We start from the raw sequence: 24656 nt of genomic DNA, 5'->3' as shown, positions 1-24656 counted from the left end.
ATATTGCCAAGTTAGGGAGTAGGAAAAAGTATGAGTGATATACATAAAAAAATTAAAAAGAAACAGTTTGCTTCGTTATATTTACTATATGGAACGGAAGCTTTTTTTATAAATGAAACGATAAAGCTTATTACGACAGAAGCACTTGAAGAAGAAGATCGAGAGTTTAATGTTGTGACATACGATTTGGAAGAAGCATATTTAGAAGATGTGGTTGAGGATGCGCGTACGCTTCCTTTCTTTGGAGAACGGAAAGTACTGTTAATAAAATCACCGCTATTTCTGACTTCGCAAAAAGAAAAGTTAGAGCAAAATATAAAAATTTTAGAAGAATACATTGGTGAACCTTCTCCATTTTCTATTCTTGTTTTTGTTGCGCCTTACGAAAAACTTGATGAGCGAAAAAAAATTACAAAACTATTAAAGAAAACAGCAGATGTAGTAGAAGCGAATGCGATGCAAGTGCAGGATGTTCAGAAGTGGATTATTGCTCGTGCAGATGAAGTGCATGTGCACATTGATAACGCGGCTGTTAGTTTGTTGCTAGAGCTTGTGGGAAGTAATGTAACGATGTTGGCGAAGGAAATGGACAAGTTAACGTTATACGTTGGTATGGGCGGAGAGATTACGACGAAACTTGTTGCAGAGCTTGTGCCAAAATCAGTTGAGCAAAATGTATTTGCTTTGACAGAAAAAGTGGTGAAAAAAGATATTGCAGGTGCAATGCAAATTTTGGATGGATTATTTACGCAGCAGGAAGAACCGATTAAATTGCTTGCGTTATTAGTGAGTCAATTCCGTTTGTTGTATCAAGTGAAAGAGTTACAGCAACGTGGTTATGGGCAAAATCAAATTGCATCTCATATTGGTGTACATCCGTATCGTGTAAAATTGGCGATGAATCAAACGAAATTTTTCTCTTTTGAAGAATTAAAAAAAGTGATTATAGAATTAGCGGAAGCTGATTATAGTATGAAGACGGGAAAGATGGATAAGAAACTTGTGCTCGAGTTTTTCTTAATGCGATTAAATCATATGTGATGACACAAAAAAAGTTCATGTACCTAGTGCATGAACTTTTTTTGTATATAAAAAAACGATCCAAATGGATCGTTTTTTAAACGCCTTACGCGTTTACTTGTTTCGCTAAGCGAGATTTTTGACGAGATGCAGCGTTTTGGTGGATAAGACCTTTACGAGCTGCTTTGTCAAGTTTTTTAGAAGCAGTTTTGAAAGCTTCTTTAGCATTTTCAAGATCGTTATTAGTAACTAAAGCTTCTACAGTTTTAACAGCAGAACGCATGTCAGACTTGATAGAAGCGTTATGTGCACGACGCTCTTCGCTAAGTTTAGCGCGTTTGATAGCAGATTTGATGTTTGCCATACTTTTCACCTCCCTGGTGCAATCGAATGACTCGATTCTTACATAGAACAAGTGATATTCTATCAAACGGTGAAGAGAATTGCAATAGTATATCCATGAAATTTCACGTAAAGGAAAGAATGACCTTATATAACTTTGGGAAATCTAACGATATTTACTATGAATTACGGAGGAGATACGATGAAAGAACCATTGGATTTAAGTAAATATAGCGTTAGAACTGACCTTGCTGTAGAAGCTCATCAAATGTTGCAAGAAAGCCAAGAAGAACAAAAAGGGGTACAGGGGGTAATTGTAAAAGAGAGGGAAGAAGAAGGTACTATAATTACAAAAGTAACAATTGATGAAGCTGCCTCTGAAGCGATGGGTAAAAAACCTGGAAATTATTTAACGCTTGAAGTACAAGGTATACGTCAGCAAGATACAGAACTTCAACAAAAAGTGGAGCGTATTTTTGCAAAAGAATTTTCTTATTTCTTAGAAGAGGTTGGTGTTACCAAAGAAGCGAGCTGTTTAATTGTAGGCCTTGGGAATTGGAATGTAACACCGGATGCTCTTGGGCCAATAGTTGTAGAAAATGTATTAGTAACGAGACATTTGTTTCAATTGCAGCCTGAAAGTGTAGAAGAAGGATTCAGGCCTGTTAGTGCAATTCGGCCGGGGGTAATGGGGATTACAGGCATCGAAACGAGCGATGTTATTTATGGGATTATTGAGAAGACAAATCCAGACTTTGTAATTGCGATTGACGCATTAGCTGCCCGTTCTATTGAACGAGTAAATAGCACGATACAAATTTCTGATACTGGAATCCATCCTGGATCAGGGGTTGGGAATAAACGTAAGGAACTAAGTAAAGAGACATTAGGTATCCCTGTTATCGCAATTGGTGTTCCGACTGTGGTCGATGCCGTTTCGATTACAAGTGATACAATTGATTTTATTTTGAAACATTTTGGTCGAGAGATGAAAGAAGGAAACAAACCTTCAAGATCTTTGTTACCAGCGGGATTTTCATTTGGAGAAAAGAAAAAATTAACAGAAGAAGATATGCCAGATGAAAAGAGCCGAAATATGTTTTTAGGTGCTGTTGGTACGTTAGAAGAAGAAGAAAAAAGAAGGTTGATTTATGAAGTGCTATCGCCCCTTGGTCATAACTTAATGGTGACCCCAAAAGAAGTAGATACTTTTATTGAGGATATGGCGAATGTAATAGCGAGTGGTTTAAATGCAGCGCTGCATCATCAAATTGATCAAGATAATACGGGAGCGTATACACATTGAGGGAGAAAGATGATAATAGTTTGAGTCGTTTTGCGCTTTTGTGTATATGTAGTGTAGCTTTATGTTTACTTATGATGATAGCAGGAGTGTCACTTGCTAATCATGGTTTGAAAAGTATGAAAGGTTATCGGCAATTGTCGTATGAACAAATAGCTCATATGACAGGGACAGAGAGTACAGGTGCTGAATCAGAAATTTTGGGTAGTTCGTTTTCAGCTTCAGAAAAACAACAACAATTAGAACGTTTAAGAAGTTTTAATGTTGTAGAAGGAATTGGGATGGCGGTAGCAAGTGTAGCTTATGAAATGACGAAGTTCGGAACGGATATAGTTGTTGGGAAAATAAAGGGGATTTTTAGCTAAGAGTAGCATGGGAGATGGTTGTTTTACTGATTTGTAAGACAACCGTTTTAAAATTTGAAAAGGGTTTGTCTCTTATGGTTTATTCGCATAAGATATAGATAGAATGATTTGTATCGTAAGCAGCACGAGTTTTCATTGAATCTTTGTTGCTCTATTGATATAATCAGTGCTAGTGTATATTGGCGAGACTATTAGGAGTTGAGAACATAGATGAACAAAGAAGAAAGAGCAAAAAGACAGTCCAAAATTCGTAATTTCTCTATTATTGCTCATATTGACCACGGAAAATCAACGTTAGCAGACCGTATTTTAGAGAAAACAAATGCGTTAACACAACGCGAAATGAAAGCTCAGTTGCTTGACTCTATGGATTTAGAGCGTGAGCGTGGTATTACAATCAAATTAAACGCAGTTCAATTAAACTATAAAGCAAAAGATGGTGAAGAGTATATTCTTCATTTAATTGATACACCAGGACACGTCGACTTTACGTACGAAGTATCTCGTAGTTTAGCGGCTTGTGAAGGCGCGATTCTTGTAGTAGATGCAGCGCAAGGTATTGAAGCTCAAACGTTAGCGAACGTATACTTAGCGCTCGATAACAACTTAGAAATTTTACCAGTTATCAATAAAATCGACTTACCAAGTGCGGATCCAGAACGTGTACGTCAAGAGGTAGAAGATGTAATTGGTTTAGATGCATCAGAAGCGGTACTTGCTTCTGCGAAAGCTGGAATTGGTATTGAAGAAATTTTAGAACAAATTGTTGAAAAAGTACCAGCTCCGGCAGGTGATTCAGAAGAGCCGTTACAATGTATGATTTTCGACTCTTTATATGATCCGTACCGTGGTGTAATTGCTTATATCCGTGTTGTAAATGGAACGGTAAAAGTTGGCGATAAAGTACGTATGATGGCAACGGGTAAAGAATTTGAAGTAACAGAAGTAGGTGTATTTACACCGAAAACTACGCAACGTGACGAGTTAACAGTAGGTGATGTAGGTTTCTTAGCAGCATCTATTAAAAACGTAGGTGATACACGTGTTGGTGATACGATTACACATGCGAAACGTCCAGCTGCAGAGGCGTTACCAGGTTACCGTAAATTAAACCCGATGGTATTCTGTGGGCTGTATCCAATTGATTCTGCTCGTTATAACGATTTACGTGATGCGTTAGAAAAATTAGAGTTAAACGATTCTGCTCTTGAGTTTGAACCAGAAACATCTCAAGCGTTAGGATTTGGTTTCCGTTGTGGATTCTTAGGACTTCTTCACATGGAAATCATTCAAGAACGTATTGAACGTGAATTTAAGATTGACTTAATTACAACAGCGCCAAGCGTTATTTATAAAGTTTATTTAACAAACGGTGAAGATGTTATTGTTGATAATCCATCTAATATGCCAGATCCACAGTCTATCGATCGTGTAGAAGAGCCGTTTGTGAAGGCTTCAATTATGGTTCCGAATGACTATGTTGGAGCTGTAATGGAAATTTGCCAAGGTAAACGTGGAACGTTTATTGATATGCAATATTTAGATGAAACGCGTGTTACATTAACATATGAAATCCCGTTATCAGAAATCGTATATGACTTCTTCGATCAATTGAAATCAAATACGAAAGGGTATGCATCATTTGACTACGAGTTAATTGGTTATAAACCATCTAAACTTGTGAAAATGGATATTCTTTTAAATAATGAACAAGTGGATGCTTTATCATTTATCGTACACCGTGATTCAGCGTATGACCGTGGTAAAGTAATTGTAGAGAAATTAAAAGAATTAATTCCGAGACAACAGTTCGAAGTACCAATTCAGGCGACTATCGGAAATAAAGTTGTAGCACGTTCTACAATTAAGGCGATGCGTAAAAACGTACTTGCAAAATGTTACGGCGGTGACATTTCTCGTAAGCGTAAACTTCTTGATAAGCAAAAAGAAGGTAAAAAACGTATGAAGTCTGTTGGTTCTGTAGAAGTGCCACAAGAGGCATTCATGGCTGTACTGAAAATGGATGACAACTAATATTTGAAATAAAAAAGAAGTCGTTTGTGCGGCTTCTTTTTTCTGTATAATTACTTTTTAGACATCTGAGCAGCTCTCATTTACAATAATGAGAGAGCTTTTTAGTTCATATAGAGTTAGGAGATTGTTAATGTCCGAAAATATTCGAAAAGATATTCAAGATAAAATACAAAATGGCAATTTTAATTGTGAAAAGGAATTGACGCTTTCTATTATTAATGGAAAGTGGAAAGTTGTGATACTGTGGCATCTTGGTGTGGAAGGGCCTCATCGTTTTAGTGAATTACAACGGTTATTCCCAAGCATTTCTCATAAAGTTTTGTCGAACCAATTAAAAGAGTTAATGGAAGATGGGATTGTTGATCGAACAGTATATCCCGAAATTCCTCCTCGTGTTGAGTATTATATGACGGAACTAGGCATGTCACTTTTACCGATCGTTGAAATGATGTATGATTGGGGAAAAATGCGAATGGAACAAATTCGTAATACGTTAGAGAAGTAGAGAATCCTCCGGAGTGCGGAGGTTTTCTTTTTAGAAAGGTAGGAGTTATATTTGGTACAAGCTGCATATATTCATATTCCGTTTTGTCAGCACATTTGTCACTATTGTGATTTTAATAAAGTGTTTATTGAACGCCAACCGGTTGATCAATATTTAGATTATTTAGAGAAGGAAATAATAAATACGGTTCAAAAAGTTCCGTTTGATAGTATGAAAACGATTTTTGTGGGCGGTGGAACTCCGACAGCGTTAAATATGGAACAGACAAAAAAATTACTCGAGATTATTAATCGTCATTTGCGTCCGTTTGCTCCGAATTGTGAATTGACATTTGAAGCGAATCCAGGAGATCTACCGAAAGAGAAGTTGAATGTACTACTAGAAGGTGGAGTGAATCGAATTAGTTTTGGTGTGCAAACGTTCCGTGATGAACTGCTTGAGAAAATCGGGCGCAAGCATACGAGGGAAGATGCATTCCTAGCGATTCGAGAAGCTCAGGAAGTAGGCTTTAAAAATATTAATGTAGATATTATTTATGCTTTGCCAGGACAAACGATAGAAGATGTGAAGGAAACATTAGACATTGCTTTTACGCTTGGTGTACAACATTTCTCGGCATATTCATTAATTGTGGAACCTAAAACAGTGTTTTATAACTTAATGAATAAAGGGAAATTGCGTCTTCCGGGTGAAGACCATGAAGCTAAAATGTATGAAATGGTAATGTATGAAATGGAGAAACACGGTTATAACCAGTATGAAATTAGTAATTTCTCAAAAGGTGACAATAAAAGTAGACATAATCTCACATACTGGAATAATGAAGAGTATTATGGCTTTGGAGCTGGAGCTCATAGTTATGTGAATGGGGAACGTATTCAAAATGTAGGGCCGCTGAAGCAATATTTTAATAAAATTGATGAAACAGGATTTCCGTATTTAGATGTTCATAAGGTGACGGAGAAAGAAAGAATGGAAGAAGAACTGTTCTTAGGACTTCGAAAAACAAAAGGTGTTTCTAAAACGGCATTCCGCAATAAATTTAATGTGGAGATGGATCAAGTTTTCGCGAAGCAGTTACAAAGCAATCAAGAACAAGGATTACTTGAAGAGGAAAATGGACATGTGCGTTTAACGCGAAAAGGAAAATTATTAGGGAATGAAGTATTCCAATCATTTTTGATTGACTAATTAAATGTTCCATAGGCGTGAAAAAGTTTCATTATTTCGTGACGTTTCCGTTGACAATTGAATGTCAATTTTGGTAAGTTATTAATAGATTTAGCACTCAAAGACAAAGAGTGCTAACAGAGGTGATGATGAGATGCTTACGGAACGTCAGCTCTTAATTTTACAAACAATTATTGATGACTTTATTGGATCAGCGCAGCCTGTTGGGTCTAGAACGTTGGCTAAAAAAGATGAAATTACATTTAGTTCAGCTACTATTCGAAATGAAATGGCGGACTTAGAAGAATTAGGTTTTATTGAAAAAACGCACAGTTCTTCTGGACGTGTTCCTTCTGAGAAAGGCTACCGATTTTATGTAGACCATCTTTTAGCGCCGCAAAACTTACCGAACGCTGAAATTGTACAAATTAAAGATTTATTTGCTGAAAGAATTTTTGAAGCGGAAAAAATTGCACAGCAATCTGCTCAAATTTTATCAGAACTTACGAATTATACGGCCATTGTTCTTGGACCGAAGTTAAGTACAAATAAACTTAAAAATGTACAAATTGTGCCGCTTGATCGTCAAACTGCAGTCGCTATTATTGTAACTGATACAGGGCATGTACAAAGTAAAACGATTACCGTTCCGGAATCTGTTGATTTATCAGATTTAGAAAAAATGGTTAATGTTTTAAATGAAAAGCTATCTGGCGTACCGATGGAAGAACTTCATAATAAAATCTTTAAGGAGATTGTTACAGTTTTACGTGGGTATGTTCATAATTACGATAGTGCAATAAAAATGTTAGATGGTACATTTCAAGTTCCGTTATCGGAAAAGATATACTTTGGAGGAAAAGCAAATATGCTTTCGCAGCCAGAGTTCCATGACATTCAAAAGGTTAGATCTTTGCTTACCATGATTGATAATGAAGCCGAATTTTATGACATTTTGCGTCATAAACAAGTCGGGATTCAAGTGAAAATTGGTAGGGAAAACACTTCGACGGCTATGGAGGATTGCAGTTTAATTTCTGCAACATATTCGATCGGCGAAGAGCAACTTGGAACAATTGCTATTTTAGGTCCTACGAGAATGCAATATTCTCGTGTAATTAGTTTGTTACAGTTATTTACGAGACAATTTACTGATGGACTTAAAAAGTAAATGAGAGTAATACATTCGCTCAAGTGATGAAATTTTCATTGCTGTGTGTAATATATAATGCTTAGGTAATCATGCTATGCATGATACCTAATACCTTTTAAGGAGGTGAATATTGTGGAAGAGCGTAACGAACAAGTGGTAGAAGAAGTAAAAGAAGCGCAAGTTGAAGAAGCTGTCACGCCAGAAAACAGTGAAGAAACTGTAGAAGAAAAAAGTGAGGCTGCTCTTTTACAAGAAAAAGTAGATGAGTTACAAGCGAAACTAACGGAAACGGAAGGTCGCACATTACGTCTACAAGCTGATTTTGAAAATTATAAGCGCCGTGTCCAAATGGATAAACAGGCTGCTGAAAAATATAGAGCACAAAGTCTAGTTTCAGACATCTTGCCAGCTCTTGATAATTTTGAAAGAGCAATGCAAGTGGAAGCGACTGATGAGCAAACGAAATCCTTGTTACAAGGCATGGAAATGGTGCATCGTCAATTGTTAGAAGCGCTGACTAAAGAAGGTGTGGAAGTGATTGAAGCTGTTGGTAAACAGTTTGATCCTAATGAACACCAAGCTATTATGCAAGTGGAAGATAGTGAATTTGAATCAAACGCGGTTGTGGAAGAATTCCAAAAAGGTTATAAATTAAAAGACCGTGTGATTCGCCCATCAATGGTAAAAGTAAATCAATAATTTACATAAAACTAGGAGGATTCGCCATGAGTAAAATTATCGGTATTGACTTAGGTACAACAAACTCTTGTGTAGCTGTTATGGAAGGTGGAGAACCAAAGGTTATCCCAAATCCAGAAGGAAACCGTACAACACCTTCTGTTGTAGCTTTCAAAAATGAAGAACGTCAAGTTGGGGAAGTTGCAAAGCGCCAAGCAATTACAAACCCAAATACAATCATGTCTGTTAAACGTCATATGGGTACAGACTACAAAGTAGAAGTTGAAGGTAAAGATTATACACCTCAAGAAATTTCTGCAATCATTTTACAAAACTTAAAAGCTTCTGCTGAAGCATACTTAGGTGAAACAGTAACGAAAGCTGTTATTACAGTACCTGCATACTTCAACGATGCAGAGCGTCAAGCAACGAAAGATGCTGGTCGTATCGCTGGTTTAGAAGTTGAGCGTATCATTAACGAGCCAACAGCAGCAGCACTTGCTTACGGTTTAGAAAAACAAGACGAAGAACAAAAAATCTTAGTATATGACTTAGGTGGCGGTACATTTGACGTATCTATCCTTGAGTTAGCAGACGGCACATTCGAAGTTATTTCAACTGCTGGTGACAACCGTCTTGGTGGCGATGACTTTGACCAAGTTATCATCGATCACTTAGTAGCTGAGTTCAAAAAAGAAAATAACATTGATTTAAGCCAAGATAAAATGGCGCTTCAACGCTTGAAAGATGCAGCTGAAAAAGCGAAAAAAGATCTTTCTGGTGTAACACAAACTCAAATTTCATTACCATTCATTAGTGCTGGAGCTGCTGGTCCATTACACCTAGAATTAACGTTAACAAGAGCGAAATTCGAAGAGCTTTCAGCAGGTCTTGTTGAAAGAACATTAGAGCCAACTCGTCGTGCATTAAAAGACGCTGGTTTTGCTCCAAGCGAATTAGATAAAGTTATTCTTGTTGGTGGATCTACTCGTATCCCAGCTGTACAAGAAGCTATTAAACGTGAAACTGGTAAAGAGCCATATAAAGGTGTAAACCCTGATGAAGTTGTAGCATTAGGTGCTGCAGTTCAAGGTGGCGTACTTACTGGTGATGTAGAAGGCGTTCTATTATTAGACGTAACTCCACTTTCTTTAGGTATTGAAACTATGGGGGGCGTGTTCACGAAATTAATCGAGCGTAACACTACAATTCCAACAAGTAAGTCACAAGTATTCTCGACAGCTGCTGATAATCAACCAGCAGTAGACATTCACGTATTACAAGGTGAGCGTCCAATGTCAGCTGACAACAAAACGTTAGGTCGTTTCCAATTAACTGACCTTCCACCAGCACCACGTGGTATTCCACAAATCGAAGTAACATTCGATATTGATGCGAACGGTATCGTTAACGTACGTGCGAAAGACTTAGGAACAAGCAAAGAGCAAGCTATTACAATCCAATCTTCTTCAGGTCTTTCTGATGAAGAAGTAGAACGTATGGTACAAGAAGCGGAAGCAAATGCTGACGCTGACCAAAAACGTAAGGAAGAAGTTGAACTTCGTAACGAAGCTGACCAACTTGTATTCCAAACAGACAAAGTTGTAAAAGATTTAGAAGGTAAAGTAGATGCAGCTGAAGTTGCAAAAGCAACAGAAGCGAAAGAAGCATTACAAGCTGCAATTGAGAAAAACGAGCTTGAAGAAATTCGTGCGAAAAAAGATGCTTTACAAGAAATCGTACAACAATTAACTGTTAAATTATACGAGCAAGCTCAAGCAGCTGCTGGTCAAGCAGAAGGTGCGCAAGGTGCACAAGACGCTGGCACGAAGAAAGACAATGTAGTTGACGCTGAGTTTGAAGAAGTAAAAGAAGACAAGTAATTCAACTGTAAACATAATAAGTAAGATGACAAAAAGTCAAAGTCAAGCGTGCCTTGACTTTGGCTTTTTTCACGAATGAGAAGCGATGTGTGAGGATCTTAAGTTTTTCGCTTTGCATACTGTAAGTGAGGAAACTTTGTTGCAAAGCACTTTCTTTCGGTGTTAAAATTACGTTTATGTGAAAGATTCGGGGGTTGTAAATTTATGAGTAAACGAGACTATTATGAGGTCCTTGGACTTAGCAAGGGCGCTTCAACAGATGAAATAAAAAAAGCGTATCGTCGTTTGGCTAAAAAATACCATCCAGACGTAAGCAAAGAAGAAAATGCAATTGAAAAGTTTAAAGAAGTACAAGAAGCATACGAAGTGTTAAGTGATGATCAAAAGCGTGCGCAGTACGATCAATTTGGTCATGCTGGTGCAAATCAAGGATTCGGTGGATTTGGCGGCGGAGGAGACTTCGGCGGTGGCTTCGGTTTTGAAGATATATTTAGTTCTTTCTTTGGCGGTGGCGGCGGCAGACGTCGTGATCCAAATGCTCCGCGCCAAGGTGCTGACTTACAATATCAAGTCACTTTAGATTTTGAAGAAGCTATTTTTGGTAAGGAATTAAATGTGGAAATTCCAGTAGAAGATCCATGTGATACTTGTAAAGGTAGTGGAGCAAAACCAGGAACTTCAAAAGAAACATGTAAACATTGTTCAGGCTCTGGTCAAGTGAGTGTAGAACAAAACACACCGTTTGGTCGTATCGTAAACCGTCAAGCTTGTGGTCATTGTTCAGGAACTGGACAAATTATTAAAGAAAAATGTACGACATGTCACGGTTCAGGTAAAGTTCGTAAGCGTAAAAAAATCAATGTTAAAATTCCAGCGGGTATCGATAATGGTCAACAAATTCGTGTGTCTGGAAAAGGTGAAGCCGGCGTAAATGGCGGACCAGCAGGAGACTTATATGTTGTCGTTCATGTAAGAAATCATGAATTCTTCGAGCGTGAAGGAGATCACATTATTTGCGAAATGCCATTAACATTTGCGCAAATGGCGCTTGGTGATGAAGTGGAAGTTCCTACTGTTCATGGTAAAGTGAAGCTGAAAATTCCAGCAGGAACACAAACTGGAACAGAATTCCGCTTAAAAGGAAAAGGTGCTCCGAACGTACGTGGATACGGCCAAGGAGATCAATATGTAGTCGTTCGTGTTGTTGTACCGACGAAATTGACTTCACAGCAAAAAGATTTATTACGTGAATTTGCAGGACAAGAAGAGCAGGATGATAGTTTATTCGGAAAGCTTAAACGTGCTTTCAAAGGGGAATAATGGAAATAAAAAATGGAGTTGGTAAATTGTGAAATGGTCAGAAATTAGTATTCATACAACAGAAGAAGCAGTAGAAGCTGTCTCTCATATTTTACATGAAGCTGGTGCTAGCGGAGTTGCGATTGAGGATCCAGCGGAGTTAACGAAAGAGCGCGAGCAACAATATGGTGAAATTTATGCATTGAATCCAGATGAATATCCGGCGGAAGGTGTATTAATAAAAGCATATTTCCCGCAAACGGATTCTTTACATGAAACGATTGCAGGTGTAAAATCATCTATTGATGTGCTTCCATCTTACGACATTGAAATTGGTACTGGAAATATTACCGTTAACGAAGTCAATGAAGAAGATTGGGCTACTGCTTGGAAAAAATATTACCATCCAGTACAAATTTCTGATACATTCACAATCGTACCGACGTGGGAAGAATATACACCATCTTCTCCTGATGAAAAAATCATTGAATTAGACCCAGGTATGGCGTTTGGTACAGGAACTCATCCAACAACAACGATGTGTATTCGTGCTTTAGAAAAAACAGTACAGCCAGGTGACACTATCATTGATGTAGGAACAGGTTCTGGTGTGCTTAGTATTGCAGCGGCAAAATTAGGTGCGTCTTCTGTTCAAGCATATGATTTAGATCCGGTTGCAGTTGAAAGTGCAGAAATGAATGTGCGTTTAAATAAAACAGATGATATCGTGTCTGTTGGGCAAAATAGTCTTTTAGAAGGTATTGAAGGTCCTGTTGATTTAATCGTAGCTAACTTATTAGCAGAAATTATTCTTTTATTCCCTGAAGATGCAGCGAGAGTTGTGAAGTCAGGTGGATTATTTATTACATCGGGCATTATTGCTGCGAAGGAAAAAGTAATTTCTGAGGCGTTAGAACAAGCTGGATTTACAATTGAAGAAGTGTTACGAATGGAAGATTGGGTAGCAATTATTGCACGAAATGCGTAATATAGATTTTAGTCTATAATGAAAAGGGGAGTCTCTCACTATAAGGTGAGGGACTTGCCGTTTGTTATATGAAAAATGATAATGTTTCGTTCTTTTCGTAAGTGTTGACTTACGAAAGGAACGAAACTCTACTAAGGTGATTATATGCAACGTTATTTTGTAGAAGAAAAACATGTAAGTGAAGCAAAGATTCGCATTGTAGGTGATGATGTACATCACATTGCGAGAGTAATGCGTATGACAGCTGGCGATCAAATTTATTGCTGTGTAAACGGAAAAACAGCAGTATGTTCAATTGATGAAATTACCAGTGAATTTATTAATACGGCTATTGTAGAATGGGTAGAGGCGTCAAGTGAACTTCCTGTTTTCGTGACGATTGCAAGTGGACTGCCAAAAGGAGACAAGCTAGAGTTGATTTTTCAAAAAGGAACTGAGCTTGGGGCAGCTGCATTCTTACCATTTCAAGCATCTCGCTCTATCGTAAAATGGGATGCGAAAAAAGCTGATAAAAAAGTTGAGCGTTTAAGAAAAATTGTGAAAGAAGCTGCGGAACAATCACATAGAAGTGAAATTCCGGAAGTACATGCTCCGGCATCATTTAAGCAACTGCTTACAATGAGTGGTGAGTATGATGTTTGTCTTGTTGCTTACGAAGAGGAAGCGAAACAAGGCGAGAAATCTAATTTTGCGAAAGCTTTAACGACAATGAAACCAGGTCAAAAGCTATTGATTGTATTTGGCCCAGAAGGCGGTTTAGCTGAGGAAGAGATTACAGCGCTTCGTGAACATAAATTTGTACCATGTAGTTTAGGACCAAGAATTTTAAGAACAGAAACGGCGCCGTTATACGCGTTAAGTGCTGCTTCGTATCATTTTGAATTGATGGGGTGATGATCAATGTCAACTGTTGCGTTCCATACGTTAGGTTGTAAAGTAAACCACTATGAAACAGAAGCCATTTGGCAATTGTTTAAACAAGGTGGTTATGAAAGAACAGAATATGAAAAGAAAGCTGATGTATATGTTATTAACACATGTACAGTAACGAATACTGGGGACAAAAAAAGCCGTCAAGTAATCAGACGTGCTGTGCGTCAAAATCCAGATGCAGTTATTTGCGTAACGGGATGTTATGCACAAACATCTCCAGCTGAAATTATGGCGATTCCAGGTGTAGATATTGTAGTTGGTACACAGGATCGTGAAAAGATGTTAGGTTACATCGAAGAATTCCGTAAAGAGCGTCAACCAATTAATGCTGTCCGCAATATTATGAAAACACGTGTGTACGAAGAACTTGATGTACCTTATTTCACGGATCGTACACGTGCGTCTTTAAAAATACAAGAGGGTTGCAATAACTTCTGTACATTCTGTATCATTCCTTGGGCGCGTGGTTTAATGCGTTCTCGTGATGGAAAAGAGGTTATTAAACAAGCACAACAATTAGTGGATGCAGGCTATAAAGAAATCGTATTAACGGGTATTCATACAGGTGGATACGGCGAAGATATAAAAGATTATAACTTAGCTGGATTACTTCGTGATATGGAAGCGGAAGTAGGCGGATTAAAACGTCTTCGTATTTCTTCTATTGAAGCGAGTCAAATTTCAGATGAAGTAATTGAAGTGTTAGATAAATCTGAAGTAGTTGTACGTCACTTGCATATTCCGTTGCAATCTGGTTCTAATACTGTATTAAAACGTATGCGTCGTAAATATACGATGGAATTCTTCCAAGAGCGTTTAGATCGTTTGAAAGAAGCGTTACCAGGCCTTGCGATTACATCTGACGTAATCGTTGGTTTCCCAGGTGAAACAGAAGAAGAATTCATGGAAACATACAATTTCATTAAAGAGAACCGCTTCTCTGAGTTACACGTGTTCCCTTATTCAAAACGTACAGGAACACCTGCAGCACGCATGGAAGATCAAGTTCCTGAAGATGTGAAGAACGATCGTGTTCATCGTTTAATTGAGCTATCTAATCAATTAGCGAAAGAATATGCATCAGCGTTTGAAGGTGAAGTGCTTGAAATTATTCCAGAAGAGCAATTTAAAGACGGCGACCGTGAAGGGTTATATGTAGGGTATACAGATAACTACTTGAAAATTGTATTTGAAGGATCAGAAGAATTAATTGGTAAGCTAGTGAAAGTGAAAATTACGAAAGCTGGCTATCCATATAACGAAGCGCAATTTGTTCGTGTTCTTGAAGATGATGTGAAAAATGAATCAGCAAGCGCATAAAAAAGAGCGTGCAACCGGAAACGGTTTGCATGCTTTCTTTATTTGAAGCGGTTAAGTACTAGAAGGTGGGGAGGCGTTTCGTGCATCCCTGTATGAAAAAAGTTGAAATGATAAAAATATAGTTGTCTTCATGAAAGAAGGATACTAGCTATTTGTATAACTTTTGAAAAGGAAATGCTTCTATTCTTCTTTTATTCTGCCAAATAGTTGACCTGAAGTGATAAAATGTATTATAATCGTAAAAGACATGCTGAAGAAGTGTTTCTTTTTGCATGCTGAAGTTAGTATGTAAGTGTGATGTTTCGGAGGGAGGGAAAGAGAATGTCAAAAACAGTCGTTCGTAAAAACGAGTCTTTGGAGGATGCACTTCGCCGTTTTAAAAGATCGGTTTCTAAAACTGGTACACTTGCTGAAGCAAGAAAGCGCGAGTTTTATGAAAAACCAAGTGTAAAACGTAAGAAGAAATCTGAAGCGGCAAGAAAGCGTAAATTCTAAGAGAGGGTGTAAGTTATGAGTCTTCTCGGTCGTTTAAACGATGATATGAAACAAGCGATGAAGAATAAACAAAAAGAAAAATTAACCGTTATTCGTATGGTTAAGGCTGCTTTACAAAATGAAGGTATTAAACTGCAACATACTCTTACTGAAGAAGAGGAAGTAACAGTTTTAGCTCGTGAAGTAAAACAGTATAAGGACTCCCTCCTTGAATTTAAAAAAGCTGGTCGTGAAGACCTTGTTAATAAACTGCAAAGTGAAATTCAGATTTTAAGCGCATATTTGCCAGAGCAATTAACTGAAGAAGAACTAGTTGATGTAATCAAGCAAGTTATTTCTGAAGTTGGTGCGACTTCTAAAGCAGATATGGGTAAGGTGATGACTGCTGTTATGCCGAAAGTAAAAGGTAAAACAGACGGATCACTTGTGAATAAGTTGGTTATCCAGCTATTAGCATAAAAAAACGTCTCATTTCGTATGAGACGTTTTTTTATTGTTCTTATTAAGGAAAAACGCTATATTGCTTAAAAAGCGTTTCTGTAAGTGATAGAAACGCCTCTGGTATGTAAAAAAAGGTAACGGCCTTAGTTATGATTAATCCCACCATAAAAAAAGCTTTTTCGTTTTCTTAATTTCTTCGACTAACTCCTCAATGCTTTCTGTTCCTTGTTCCACTATATCTGGACAAAATTCATACATTTCTTGCGCGAAAGATTGCATTTCTTCGTCTGTAGGTAACGCGCTAAAAATGGCATCAACCCAGTCATGATCGGCACCGATTATGATAAAAGGATAGCGATCATTCCATTTTCTTAGTTTAAAAATAACATCTATATTGCTAACTTCGTAATTAACGCCATTTGTTTGTTGGATTGTAAGGATATCAAATTGGTCATTTCCTTGTGTAATTGCAATTCTACACTCACTCTTACTTCCTTGACTAAAACTTCTTTCGCAAATAAAAGCTAAGTATCCAAGTTTCTGAACCTCAGATTGAAGTTTTATAACTTGCTGTTCAGCAGAATCCTCAAAGGTAACGAAAGAGACTCCGGCTATTTTAGATTTTGAATCAGTTGCATAAAAGGGCTGGATGCTGCTGTTAGTAACTTGTTTTATAACATTCAAAATTTCTTGACTAAATCCAATTTCCTTTCGTATTTCCTCGCTTATTAATTCATTTTTTTGTTTTTTAATGAATCCTAATATTTTTTTGAAATTCATATAACAACCACCTATAAAATATTCTTACTTACACCGCAAAATTCAGAGTGGAGCAATTTCCTTTTTCGGATTTTATCTCATTTGTCTAATGAATGACAACTACTTATTCTATGGTCAGTATGTCACGTCCAGAACGAATTGTAACAGGTTTTTTCAAGTTTCCAACTTCTTGCTAGACTCAATTTCTTAATTTAACTTGTACTGATATCCCCTGAGGGCGCATATTCTTGTATTAATACTTCTATTATTATGGGTAGCATTCTCTGATCCATCATTGTCTTGATAAATATGATTTCATATAGCGACTGTTTTAATTAACATGAGATGAACTCTTACAGAATATAGTTATGTTAGTGAAGTCGTTATAACACGATAGGCACTTGTGAAGAAATACATATATATGGGATGAGGAGGGGGTCTTTCGAGATGAAGAAATTAGAACAAATGAAAAATTGGTTAACAAAACAAGTAGACCTACCAGTGGATGTATTAATGGATCTGCCTCGGATTACTCTTGTTGGGCAAATACATATTTATATAGAAAATCATCGGGGGCTATTAGTGTTTTCAGATAAAGAAGTGCGATTGCTTTTAAAACATGGTCAATTACTAATTAAAGGACAATCCTTTGTTATTAAAACGATTCTTCCAGAAGAGCTTTTGCTCGAAGGGATAATTGAGCAAGTAACATTTTTAGAAAATGAAAAAAAAGGTGATTGAAGTGAAACTTCCATTTGTGAAGTTTTTCTTCTTTATCCTGTAAAAGTTTCGTTGATAGAGACCGATTACAGTTTTAATTTGTTTCATTTTAGTACGAGCTATTTTAATGCTTCAAATAAAAAGTAGTATATCTACTTTTAGAAAGGCAGTGAAGGTGGTAAATGAAAAATAAATGGTTTATAAAGTGGCTTGGATATGTAAAAGTGCGGATTGAAGGTAGAGGAGCGGAACGGTTTGTTAATGAATGTGTACGGAGGAATTTGTTAGTTTGGGATGTTAAGAAAATAGCTGATGAAACGTTAGTTTTTTGTATGTTGTTACGCGATGTGAAAAAAATAAAACCAATTTATAGAAAAAATGAATGTAAATTATATTTTATTGGACGTTATGGTTTTCCTTTTTGGAATAAGCGTTTAATTAAAAATAGTGGATTTTTAATTGGGTTTTTAATTTTCTTTTTTGGCGTGATTGCAATGTCAAATATGGTTTGGAAAATTGAAATTACAGGAGCAAAACCCGAAACAGAATATATATTGATGAAAGAATTGGATAAAATGGGTATTAAAAAAGGGAAACTACAATTTCAAATGCCGAATGTAGAAGATGTACAACGCCATTTGACAGATAATATTAATGCCATTACTTGGGCGGGACTAGAAGTAAGAGGAACGACGTATCATTTTAAAATTGTTGAAAAAAACGAACCAAAAAAAGAAAAGGAACAAAGGCCGCAAAATTTAGTAGCAAAAAAAGAAGCGATTATTACAAAAACGTTTGTAGAAGTTGGAAAGCCGGTTGTACTGAAGAATGATCATGTAGAAAAAGGGCAGATTCTCGTATCGGGAATATATGGTAATGAGGAAAGTCCGACGATTGTTTCAGCGAAAGGTATTGTGTATGGCGAAACGTGGTATACATCTAAGGTAGATGTTCCGCTAAAGACGCAATTCCAAGTGTATACTGGTAATGTATACAATGAACATTTTCTTAAATTCGGGGATACGAAAATAAAAATATGGGGATTTCAGCATGATAAGTATAAACGCTCTCGTACTGAAAGTGTAAAGCATGATGTGAAATTATTTGGTTTTACACTGCCGATTGCATATGAAAAAGATGTTGTGAGAGAAGAGGAAGAAGCGAATCGAGAATATACAGAAAAGCAAGCGCTGAAAGTAGCGAAGGAGATGGCCGAAAAAGAACTAAAGAAAAAATTGGATGAACATGCTATGATTGTAAGTGATAAGATTTTGAGTAAAGAGGTTGAGGCGGATCAACTAAAAGTCACATTGCATTATACTGTGGTTGAAAATATTGCAGAGCCACAACCAATATCCGAATCCGATATTCAAGGAGACTGAGTAATGGCAGAACAATTAGTAGAAATGAACCAACAATTGGAAAATACTAACGAAGCAATCGCTCTTTTTGGAGTCAATGATGCACATTTAAAAGTAATTGAACGAGAACTGAATGTATCGATCGTAACTAGAGGAGAAACTGTTCATGTATCTGGAGCAGTTGAAACGGTGACACTCGTAGAAAAAATCTTACAGCAATTACTTGTTGTAATTCGTAAAAGTATATCAATTTCAGAGAGAGATGTTGCGTATGCAATTCAGCTCGCGCAACAAGGGAAAATTGCTCAATTTGAAGAGTTATATGAAGAAGAAATTTTCAAGACTGCAAAAGGTAAATCCATTCGTGTAAAAACAATGGGGCAAAGAAGATATATTCATGCGATGAAGAAGAATGATATTGTCTTTGGGATAGGGCCTGCAGGAACTGGAAAAACATACTTAGCTGTAGTAATGGCTGTGAGAGCTTTAAAACAAGGATATGTAAAGAAAATTATTTTAACAAGACCTGCTGTAGAAGCTGGAGAAAATTTAGGTTTTTTACCAGGGGATTTGAAAGAGAAGGTAGATCCATACTTACGTCCATTATATGATGCCTTACATGATATTCTTGGACAAGAATATACGCAGCGTATGATGGAGCGAGGAGTAATTGAAATAGCTCCGCTTGCTTATATGAGGGGGCGTACGCTTGATGATTCATTTGTTATTTTAGATGAGGCTCAAAATACAACGGGTGCTCAAATAAAAATGTTTTTAACAAGATTAGGTTTTAGCTCTAAAATGGTTATTACAGGGGACCCTTCACAAGTAGACTTGCCAAAAGGGGTAAAATCAGGGCTATCTATAGCTGCTAATATTTTATCTGGTGTATCAGGTCTGTCATTTATTACATTAGAACAAACGGACGTTGTGAGACATCCATTGGTGCAACGTATTATTGAGGCATATGATAAAATGGAATGATCCTATTTGTCAGGATCATTTCTTTTTGTATGATAAGGTTGGCGAATGTCATATTTTTTACTATCATGAAAGATAAGGAAAATAAACTATAGGTACTGGTGTGTAAAATGTTGCCTCAAAGTATCGTTGGGTAGAAGAAATGAAAGCTATAAATAGTTTCACTTTATTTCTGGAGAGGAGAAGGTATTGAAATCATGTCAAGATCTCAAGAAATTTCTAAGTGGTTTCGTAATTTACAACATTCGAAAAAACTAAGTTGGATTTCTTACGTTGTGTTAGGAGCAGTGCTGTTTTTTGCGCTTATGAATAATGTAAAACCAGAACAATTAGATGTTAATATGTATTCTATTGCGAAAAAGACAATCCATTCTCCTATAAAAATTGAAGATAAAGTTACAACGGATAAAAAGAAAAAAGAAGCCGCTACAAAAGTTGAAGATCAATATACATATAAAAGTGAGTATAAACAAAACAAAGTTGATATTGTGAATGACGTCTTTGCTAAAGTGGATGAAGTGGTGCAAGAGATTAAAGCTGTTGGACCGGATGATCAAAAAAAGATGACTGATGCTGAGAAAGTGGATAAGTTAAAAAAGAAACTACCCGCTGACTTAACGAAAGAATTATCTGATTCAAACTTACTAAATTTGATTAATGCAGATTCGAGCCAATTAGTATTAGCGAAAGATGCTGCGGTCACAGCGATTAATAGTATCATGACTGAGCATATTAAAATGGACGAATTGAAAGATGCGAAAGAACGATATGTAAGTGAGATGAATAGTGTTAATGTTGATAATGGTTTAAAAGAATCAATTAAGGCGCTAGGAAGATATGCAATTTCAGCGAACTATTTTTATGACCCGATCTTAACGAAAGAGAAGAGAAAAGCAGAGGAAGATTTAGTTCCACCTGTTTATATTCTTCAAGGACAAGTTCTTGTTAGAGAAGGTGAAACGATTTCAAGTGATGTGTATAATCAGTTGAAATTAGTTGGTTTGTTAGAAAAAGGGAACGGCTTTCAACCTTATGTTGGATTAGCGGTACTCATTGGTGTATTACTATACTTTATGCATAAACAATTTGAATTATTTTTAAAGAGAAAAAGAGAAGATAGACCGTATGTTTTAGCGTATATTACAATTTTGTCTATCACAATCGTCTTAATGAAAATCATTAGTTTGTTTCAAAAACTTGAATACGCAGGGATTGCATATGTTGTCCCAGTTGCGATGGGAACAATACTTGTAAAACTAATGATTGGTGATCGATTTGTCTTTTTAACGAGTATGATTTTTTCTGTATGCGGAAGTATTATGTTTAATGAAGGAGTAACGAGTACATTAAATTATAGTGTAGGGATTTACGTATTGTTAAGTTCATTATCGGTTAGTATTTTCTTGCGAGAAAAAAATCGTCGTACAATGATTTTACAAGCTGGTATACTCGTTTCTGTATTAAATGTAGTCGTATTAGCGGCGCTCTTATTATTACGTAATGGGAATTTTTCGCCTCTTGAAATTGGTACGCAATTATTAATGGCTTCACTTTCAGGGATTATATCATCCGTTTTGGCTATGGGGATTTTACCATATTTAGAAAGTGGACTTGGAATCGTATCAAGTATGAAGCTTATGGAACTATCAAGTCCAAATCATCCGCTTTTACGCAGAATTTTGTTAGAAGCGCCAGGGACATATCATCATAGTGTAATGGTAGCGAATCTTTCTGAGGCTGCTTGTGAAGCAGTTGGGGCAAATGGTGTATTAGCGCGTGTAGGGGCATATTATCATGATGTAGGAAAAACAGTACAACCGCAATTCTTTATTGAAAACCAAATGGGAATTAAAAACCCGCATGATAAATTAGATCCTGTAACGAGTAAAGATATTATAATTGCTCACGTAACGGATGGAGTAAGAATGCTCGAAGAATATCATATTCCACAAGAAATTATTGATATCGCTGGGCAACATCACGGTACGACGTTACTGAAATATTTTTATTATAAAGCTATTAAAGAAGATAAAGAAAAATATACAGAAGAGATGTTCCGTTATCCAGGTTCAAAAGCAACTTCGAAAGAATCGGCAATTGTTGGTATTGCTGATAGTGTAGAAGCTGCGGTACGTTCTATGAATCACCCAACGCCAGAACAAATTAATAATTTGGTGCAAAGTATTATTAAAGATCGACTGCAAGACGGTCAATTTAGTGAATGTGATTTGACGTTTAAGGAACTACAAATCGTTGGAAAAACGTTGTGTGAAACGTTAAATGGTATTTTCCATTCGCGTATTACATATCCGGAACCTCCGGAAGAAAAGGAGAAAGAATGAGTTTGTTAATTGATTTTATTGATGAAACAGAAGAAGTAAAAGAAGAGTATATGAGTTTAATTCGTGAAGTGTTAGAAAAAGCAGCTCAAATGGAAAATATCGAGGATGGTGCGGAGGTATCGGTGACATTTGTAGATAATGAGCGCATTAGAGAAATTAATCGTGATTACCGAGATAAAGATCAACCTACAGATGTAATATCCTTTGCCATGGAAGAGATGGGAGAAGGAGAAATGGAGATTGTTGGTGCAGAGATGCCGCGCATGTTAGGGGATCTTATTATCTCTATTCCAAGAGCGAAAGAGCAAGCTGAAGAGTACGGACATTCTTTCGATCGTGAACTTGGATTTTTGGCGTTACATGGCTTTTTACATTTACTTGGTTATGATCACATGACAGAAGAAGATGAAAAAGAAATGTTCGGAAGACAAAAAGAAATTTTAGAAGCTTTTGGATTAGGACGATGAAAAAAGGAAAACTTATAGATAGTTTTGGATATGCTATAGCTGGTATATTCTTTTGTTTTCGTCATGAACGAAATATGAAAATCCATTATTTAGCCGCAGTCATTGTTATATGCTGCGGCTTTTATTTCCATATTACGAAAATAGAGTGGATGATATTACTTATTGTAATAGGGAGTGTAATGAGTTTAGAGATGGTAAATACGGCTGTGGAAAAAACGGTAGATTTAGCGACTGCCGATATTCATCCGTTTGCAAAAATTGCAAAGGATGTTGCGGCAGGAGCGGTTTTATTGTTTGCAATTATAGCTGTTATAATTGGTGCTATTATCTTTTTACCGTATATGGTATAGTTGCATTCCGAAGCTTTTATTAAGCTTTGGAAGTGCTGTAAGGGCCTTTAATGAGAGAGTGTATCTCTTCATAGCTGTGAACAGGAAGGATGCGGGAATATGAATAGTAAACAATTAATTCTAGAAGCAATCGAAGCGCGTAAACAAGCGTACGTACCATATTCTAAATTTCAAGTAGGTGCAGCATTATTAACGCGCGGTGGAAAAGTATATCGTGGATGTAATGTTGAGAATGCATCATATGGCTTATGTAATTGTGCTGAAAGAACAGCTTTATTTAAGGCGGTTTCTGAAGGAGATAAAGAATTTGTAGCCATTGCGGTTGTAGCAGATACAAAGCGCCCAGTACCTCCTTGTGGAGCATGTCGACAAGTTATGGTAGAATTATGTAAACAGGATACGAAAGTATACTTATCAAACTTACATGGTGACGTTCAAGAGACGACAGTCGGAGAATTGTTACCAGGAGCATTTTTAGCGGAGGATTTACATGAATAGAAAAGGTTATAAATCAGGTTTTGTCTCTATTATTGGCAGACCGAATGTTGGAAAATCTACATTTTTAAACCGTATTATCGGCCAGAAAATTGCTATTATGAGTGATAAGCCACAAACGACTCGTAATAAAATTCAAGGTGTATATACAGAAAATGATGCACAAGTTATTTTCATTGATACACCAGGAATACATAAACCTAAACATAAATTAGGCGACTTCATGGTAAAGATGGCGCAAACGACATTAAAAGAAGTTGATATTGTTCTGTTTATGGTTAATGCAGTTGAAGGATTTGGTCGTGGTGAGGAATTCATCATTGAGAAATTAAAAGAAACGAAACAACCAGTATTTTTAGTCATTAATAAAATTGACCAACTTCATCCAGAGCAATTACTAGAGTTAATTGATCAATATCGTAAACTACATGAGTTTGCAGAGATTGTACCAATTTCTGCGTTAGACGGTAATAATGTGGACGCTTTAATTGGAACAATTAAAAAGTATTTACCAGAAGGACCACAATACTATCCAGAGAATCAAGTAACGGATCATCCGGAGAGATTTATTATTGCAGAGCTTATTCGTGAGAAAGTACTACATTTAACACGTGAAGAAGTGCCGCATTCTGTGGCTGTTGTTATCGATGCGATTCAAAAGCGTGAGGGCGGGGCAGTTTATATAAATGCAACGATTGTTGTTGAACGTGCATCACAAAAAGGAATCATCATCGGAAAACAAGGAAAAATGTTAAAAGAAGTTGGTAAGCGAGCTCGTTTTGATATTGAAGCGCTACTTGGTTCTAAAGTATTTTTAGAAGTATGGGTAAAAGTGCAAAAAGATTGGCGTAATAAAATGTCTCAGCTTCGTGACCTAGGTTTCCGCGAGGATGAGTACTAAAATAGAGTAAAGTTGTAATCAGTGGATGGTTGGTTCATCCACTGATTATTGGTTTTTATGAACTTTGATAAATTAGGAAAAATTTTTCTCACATGAAAATGGACAAAATGGGTCAATTTAATAACAACAAAGGAAATTGGTTTATAGGCTACGCTTATTGAGAAAGGTGGATTCTTATGCTAGATTTTACCTGGAAGTTTTTCTCCAAAACAGGAAGCATTGAAACGTACTTGCTTTTGAAAGAAATGGAAAAAGACGTAAACGATGAGATGGATCAACATGAAGAGGAGCTAGCGCATCTAGACTCTCCAATTTCTTGACCCGTTTTGTTCAAACCTTGGATGGTGACGA

Annotated in this window: 26 protein-coding genes; 24 read left to right on the top strand and 2 right to left on the bottom strand. The window is 36.7% G+C overall.

The genetic code is table 11. The features are described from left to right. Window positions 1–30 precede the first annotated feature (30 nt). Window positions 31–1041: a DNA polymerase III subunit delta gene (holA, locus tag OXT04_RS12650; RefSeq protein WP_001279933.1), complete on the top strand. Its 1011-nt coding sequence runs from the start codon at window positions 31–33 to the stop codon at window positions 1039–1041. A gap of 85 nt (window positions 1042–1126) precedes the next feature. On the opposite strand, the gene rpsT is transcribed toward holA, so the two are convergent. After that, window positions 1127–1384, bottom strand: coding sequence for a 30S ribosomal protein S20 (rpsT, locus tag OXT04_RS12645; RefSeq protein ID WP_001274012.1), 258 nt, complete (start codon window positions 1382–1384; stop codon window positions 1127–1129). A 180-nt stretch (window positions 1385–1564) separates the two neighbouring features. Here rpsT and gpr point away from each other — a divergent pair, with 180 nt between their 5' ends. The 14 genes from gpr (at window position 1565) to OXT04_RS12575 (ending at window position 15947) form a co-directional block, all read left to right on the top strand. Then, window positions 1565–2668: a GPR endopeptidase gene (gene gpr / locus OXT04_RS12640; protein ID WP_075719071.1), complete on the top strand. Its 1104-nt coding sequence runs from the start codon at window positions 1565–1567 to the stop codon at window positions 2666–2668. Next, window positions 2665–3030, top strand: a complete 366-nt coding sequence (locus OXT04_RS12635) for a YqxA family protein (RefSeq protein ID WP_001207094.1) — start codon at window positions 2665–2667, stop codon at window positions 3028–3030. The genes gpr and OXT04_RS12635 overlap by 4 nt, the downstream gene beginning before the upstream one ends. A gap of 210 nt (window positions 3031–3240) precedes the next feature. Then, entirely contained in the window at window positions 3241–5064 is a 1824-nt protein-coding gene (gene lepA / locus OXT04_RS12630; protein WP_001030948.1) for an elongation factor 4, read from the top strand. A gap of 130 nt (window positions 5065–5194) precedes the next feature. Continuing rightward, entirely contained in the window at window positions 5195–5569 is a 375-nt protein-coding gene (locus OXT04_RS12625; RefSeq protein ID WP_258131326.1) for a winged helix-turn-helix transcriptional regulator, read from the top strand. 51 nt (window positions 5570–5620) lie between these two features. Further along, window positions 5621–6760, top strand: a complete 1140-nt coding sequence (hemW, locus tag OXT04_RS12620; protein WP_098835520.1) for a radical SAM family heme chaperone HemW — start codon at window positions 5621–5623, stop codon at window positions 6758–6760. A gap of 133 nt (window positions 6761–6893) precedes the next feature. Continuing rightward, window positions 6894–7910, top strand: a complete 1017-nt coding sequence (gene hrcA / locus OXT04_RS12615; RefSeq protein ID WP_000954942.1) for a heat-inducible transcriptional repressor HrcA — start codon at window positions 6894–6896, stop codon at window positions 7908–7910. A gap of 114 nt (window positions 7911–8024) precedes the next feature. Beyond that, the gene (gene grpE / locus OXT04_RS12610) at window positions 8025–8591 is read left to right on the top strand and encodes a nucleotide exchange factor GrpE (RefSeq protein WP_000392711.1); all 567 of its coding nucleotides are present in this window, start codon (window positions 8025–8027) and stop codon (window positions 8589–8591) included. A 26-nt stretch (window positions 8592–8617) separates the two neighbouring features. Then, window positions 8618–10453 carry a chaperone protein DnaK gene (gene dnaK / locus OXT04_RS12605; RefSeq protein WP_000034701.1) on the top strand — a complete coding sequence of 612 codons (1836 nt, stop codon included), beginning with the start codon at window positions 8618–8620 and terminating at the stop codon, window positions 10451–10453. Window positions 10454–10657: 204 nt separating this feature from the next. Beyond that, window positions 10658–11773, top strand: coding sequence for a chaperone protein DnaJ (dnaJ, locus tag OXT04_RS12600; RefSeq protein WP_000043947.1), 1116 nt, complete (start codon window positions 10658–10660; stop codon window positions 11771–11773). Window positions 11774–11801: 28 nt separating this feature from the next. Further along, complete coding sequence (gene prmA, locus OXT04_RS12595) at window positions 11802–12740, top strand: 50S ribosomal protein L11 methyltransferase (RefSeq protein ID WP_000872103.1); 939 nt, start codon at window positions 11802–11804, stop codon at window positions 12738–12740. A gap of 144 nt (window positions 12741–12884) precedes the next feature. Beyond that, window positions 12885–13634, top strand: a complete 750-nt coding sequence (locus OXT04_RS12590) for a 16S rRNA (uracil(1498)-N(3))-methyltransferase (RefSeq protein ID WP_001190142.1) — start codon at window positions 12885–12887, stop codon at window positions 13632–13634. 6 nt (window positions 13635–13640) lie between these two features. Continuing rightward, window positions 13641–14993: a tRNA (N(6)-L-threonylcarbamoyladenosine(37)-C(2))-methylthiotransferase MtaB gene (mtaB, locus tag OXT04_RS12585; protein WP_078401053.1), complete on the top strand. Its 1353-nt coding sequence runs from the start codon at window positions 13641–13643 to the stop codon at window positions 14991–14993. A gap of 321 nt (window positions 14994–15314) precedes the next feature. Further along, window positions 15315–15488 (top strand): 30S ribosomal protein S21, encoded by a 174-nt coding sequence (gene rpsU, locus OXT04_RS12580; RefSeq protein ID WP_000048061.1) that lies wholly within the window; start codon window positions 15315–15317, stop codon window positions 15486–15488. Window positions 15489–15503: 15 nt separating this feature from the next. Next, on the top strand, window positions 15504–15947 hold the full coding sequence (locus OXT04_RS12575) for a GatB/YqeY domain-containing protein (protein WP_000054582.1): 444 nt from the start codon (window positions 15504–15506) through the stop codon (window positions 15945–15947). Window positions 15948–16082: 135 nt separating this feature from the next. On the opposite strand, the gene OXT04_RS12570 is transcribed toward OXT04_RS12575, so the two are convergent. Next, window positions 16083–16709, bottom strand: coding sequence for a DUF4253 domain-containing protein (locus tag OXT04_RS12570; protein ID WP_001009615.1), 627 nt, complete (start codon window positions 16707–16709; stop codon window positions 16083–16085). A gap of 426 nt (window positions 16710–17135) precedes the next feature. Here OXT04_RS12570 and yqfC point away from each other — a divergent pair, with 426 nt between their 5' ends. From yqfC to OXT04_RS12525, 9 genes are all read left to right on the top strand, one after another. After that, on the top strand, window positions 17136–17429 hold the full coding sequence (yqfC, locus tag OXT04_RS12565; protein WP_000732269.1) for a sporulation protein YqfC: 294 nt from the start codon (window positions 17136–17138) through the stop codon (window positions 17427–17429). Window positions 17430–17590: 161 nt separating this feature from the next. Then, the gene (yqfD, locus tag OXT04_RS12560) at window positions 17591–18790 is read left to right on the top strand and encodes a sporulation protein YqfD (protein ID WP_000792498.1); all 1200 of its coding nucleotides are present in this window, start codon (window positions 17591–17593) and stop codon (window positions 18788–18790) included. 3 nt (window positions 18791–18793) lie between these two features. Next, window positions 18794–19753, top strand: coding sequence for a PhoH family protein (locus OXT04_RS12555; RefSeq protein ID WP_000840520.1), 960 nt, complete (start codon window positions 18794–18796; stop codon window positions 19751–19753). 194 nt (window positions 19754–19947) lie between these two features. Continuing rightward, window positions 19948–22092, top strand: coding sequence for an HD family phosphohydrolase (locus tag OXT04_RS12550; protein ID WP_000091513.1), 2145 nt, complete (start codon window positions 19948–19950; stop codon window positions 22090–22092). Next, complete coding sequence (ybeY, locus tag OXT04_RS12545) at window positions 22089–22559, top strand: rRNA maturation RNase YbeY (RefSeq protein ID WP_000054684.1); 471 nt, start codon at window positions 22089–22091, stop codon at window positions 22557–22559. Before OXT04_RS12550 ends, ybeY begins: the two co-directional genes overlap by 4 nt. Beyond that, a complete protein-coding gene (locus tag OXT04_RS12540) occupies window positions 22556–22909 on the top strand; it encodes a diacylglycerol kinase family protein (RefSeq protein WP_000715464.1) in 354 nt (117 codons plus the stop codon). Before ybeY ends, OXT04_RS12540 begins: the two co-directional genes overlap by 4 nt. Window positions 22910–23008: 99 nt before the next feature. After that, a complete protein-coding gene (locus tag OXT04_RS12535) occupies window positions 23009–23407 on the top strand; it encodes a cytidine deaminase (protein ID WP_001086285.1) in 399 nt (132 codons plus the stop codon). Then, on the top strand, window positions 23400–24305 hold the full coding sequence (era, locus tag OXT04_RS12530; RefSeq protein ID WP_001080230.1) for a GTPase Era: 906 nt from the start codon (window positions 23400–23402) through the stop codon (window positions 24303–24305). Before OXT04_RS12535 ends, era begins: the two co-directional genes overlap by 8 nt. A gap of 176 nt (window positions 24306–24481) precedes the next feature. Continuing rightward, window positions 24482–24625: a YqzL family protein gene (locus OXT04_RS12525; RefSeq protein ID WP_000883924.1), complete on the top strand. Its 144-nt coding sequence runs from the start codon at window positions 24482–24484 to the stop codon at window positions 24623–24625. The last annotated feature ends 31 nt before the right edge of the window (window positions 24626–24656 follow it).

The sequence above is a fragment of the Bacillus sp. GC_Bacil_1 genome (genome assembly GCF_026540675.1).
GTDB classification, from domain to species: Bacteria; Bacillota; Bacilli; order Bacillales; family Bacillaceae_G; genus Bacillus_A; species Bacillus_A cereus.
Note: the sequence above shows the minus strand (reverse complement) of the source record. Positions and strands in the feature narration are given on the sequence as shown.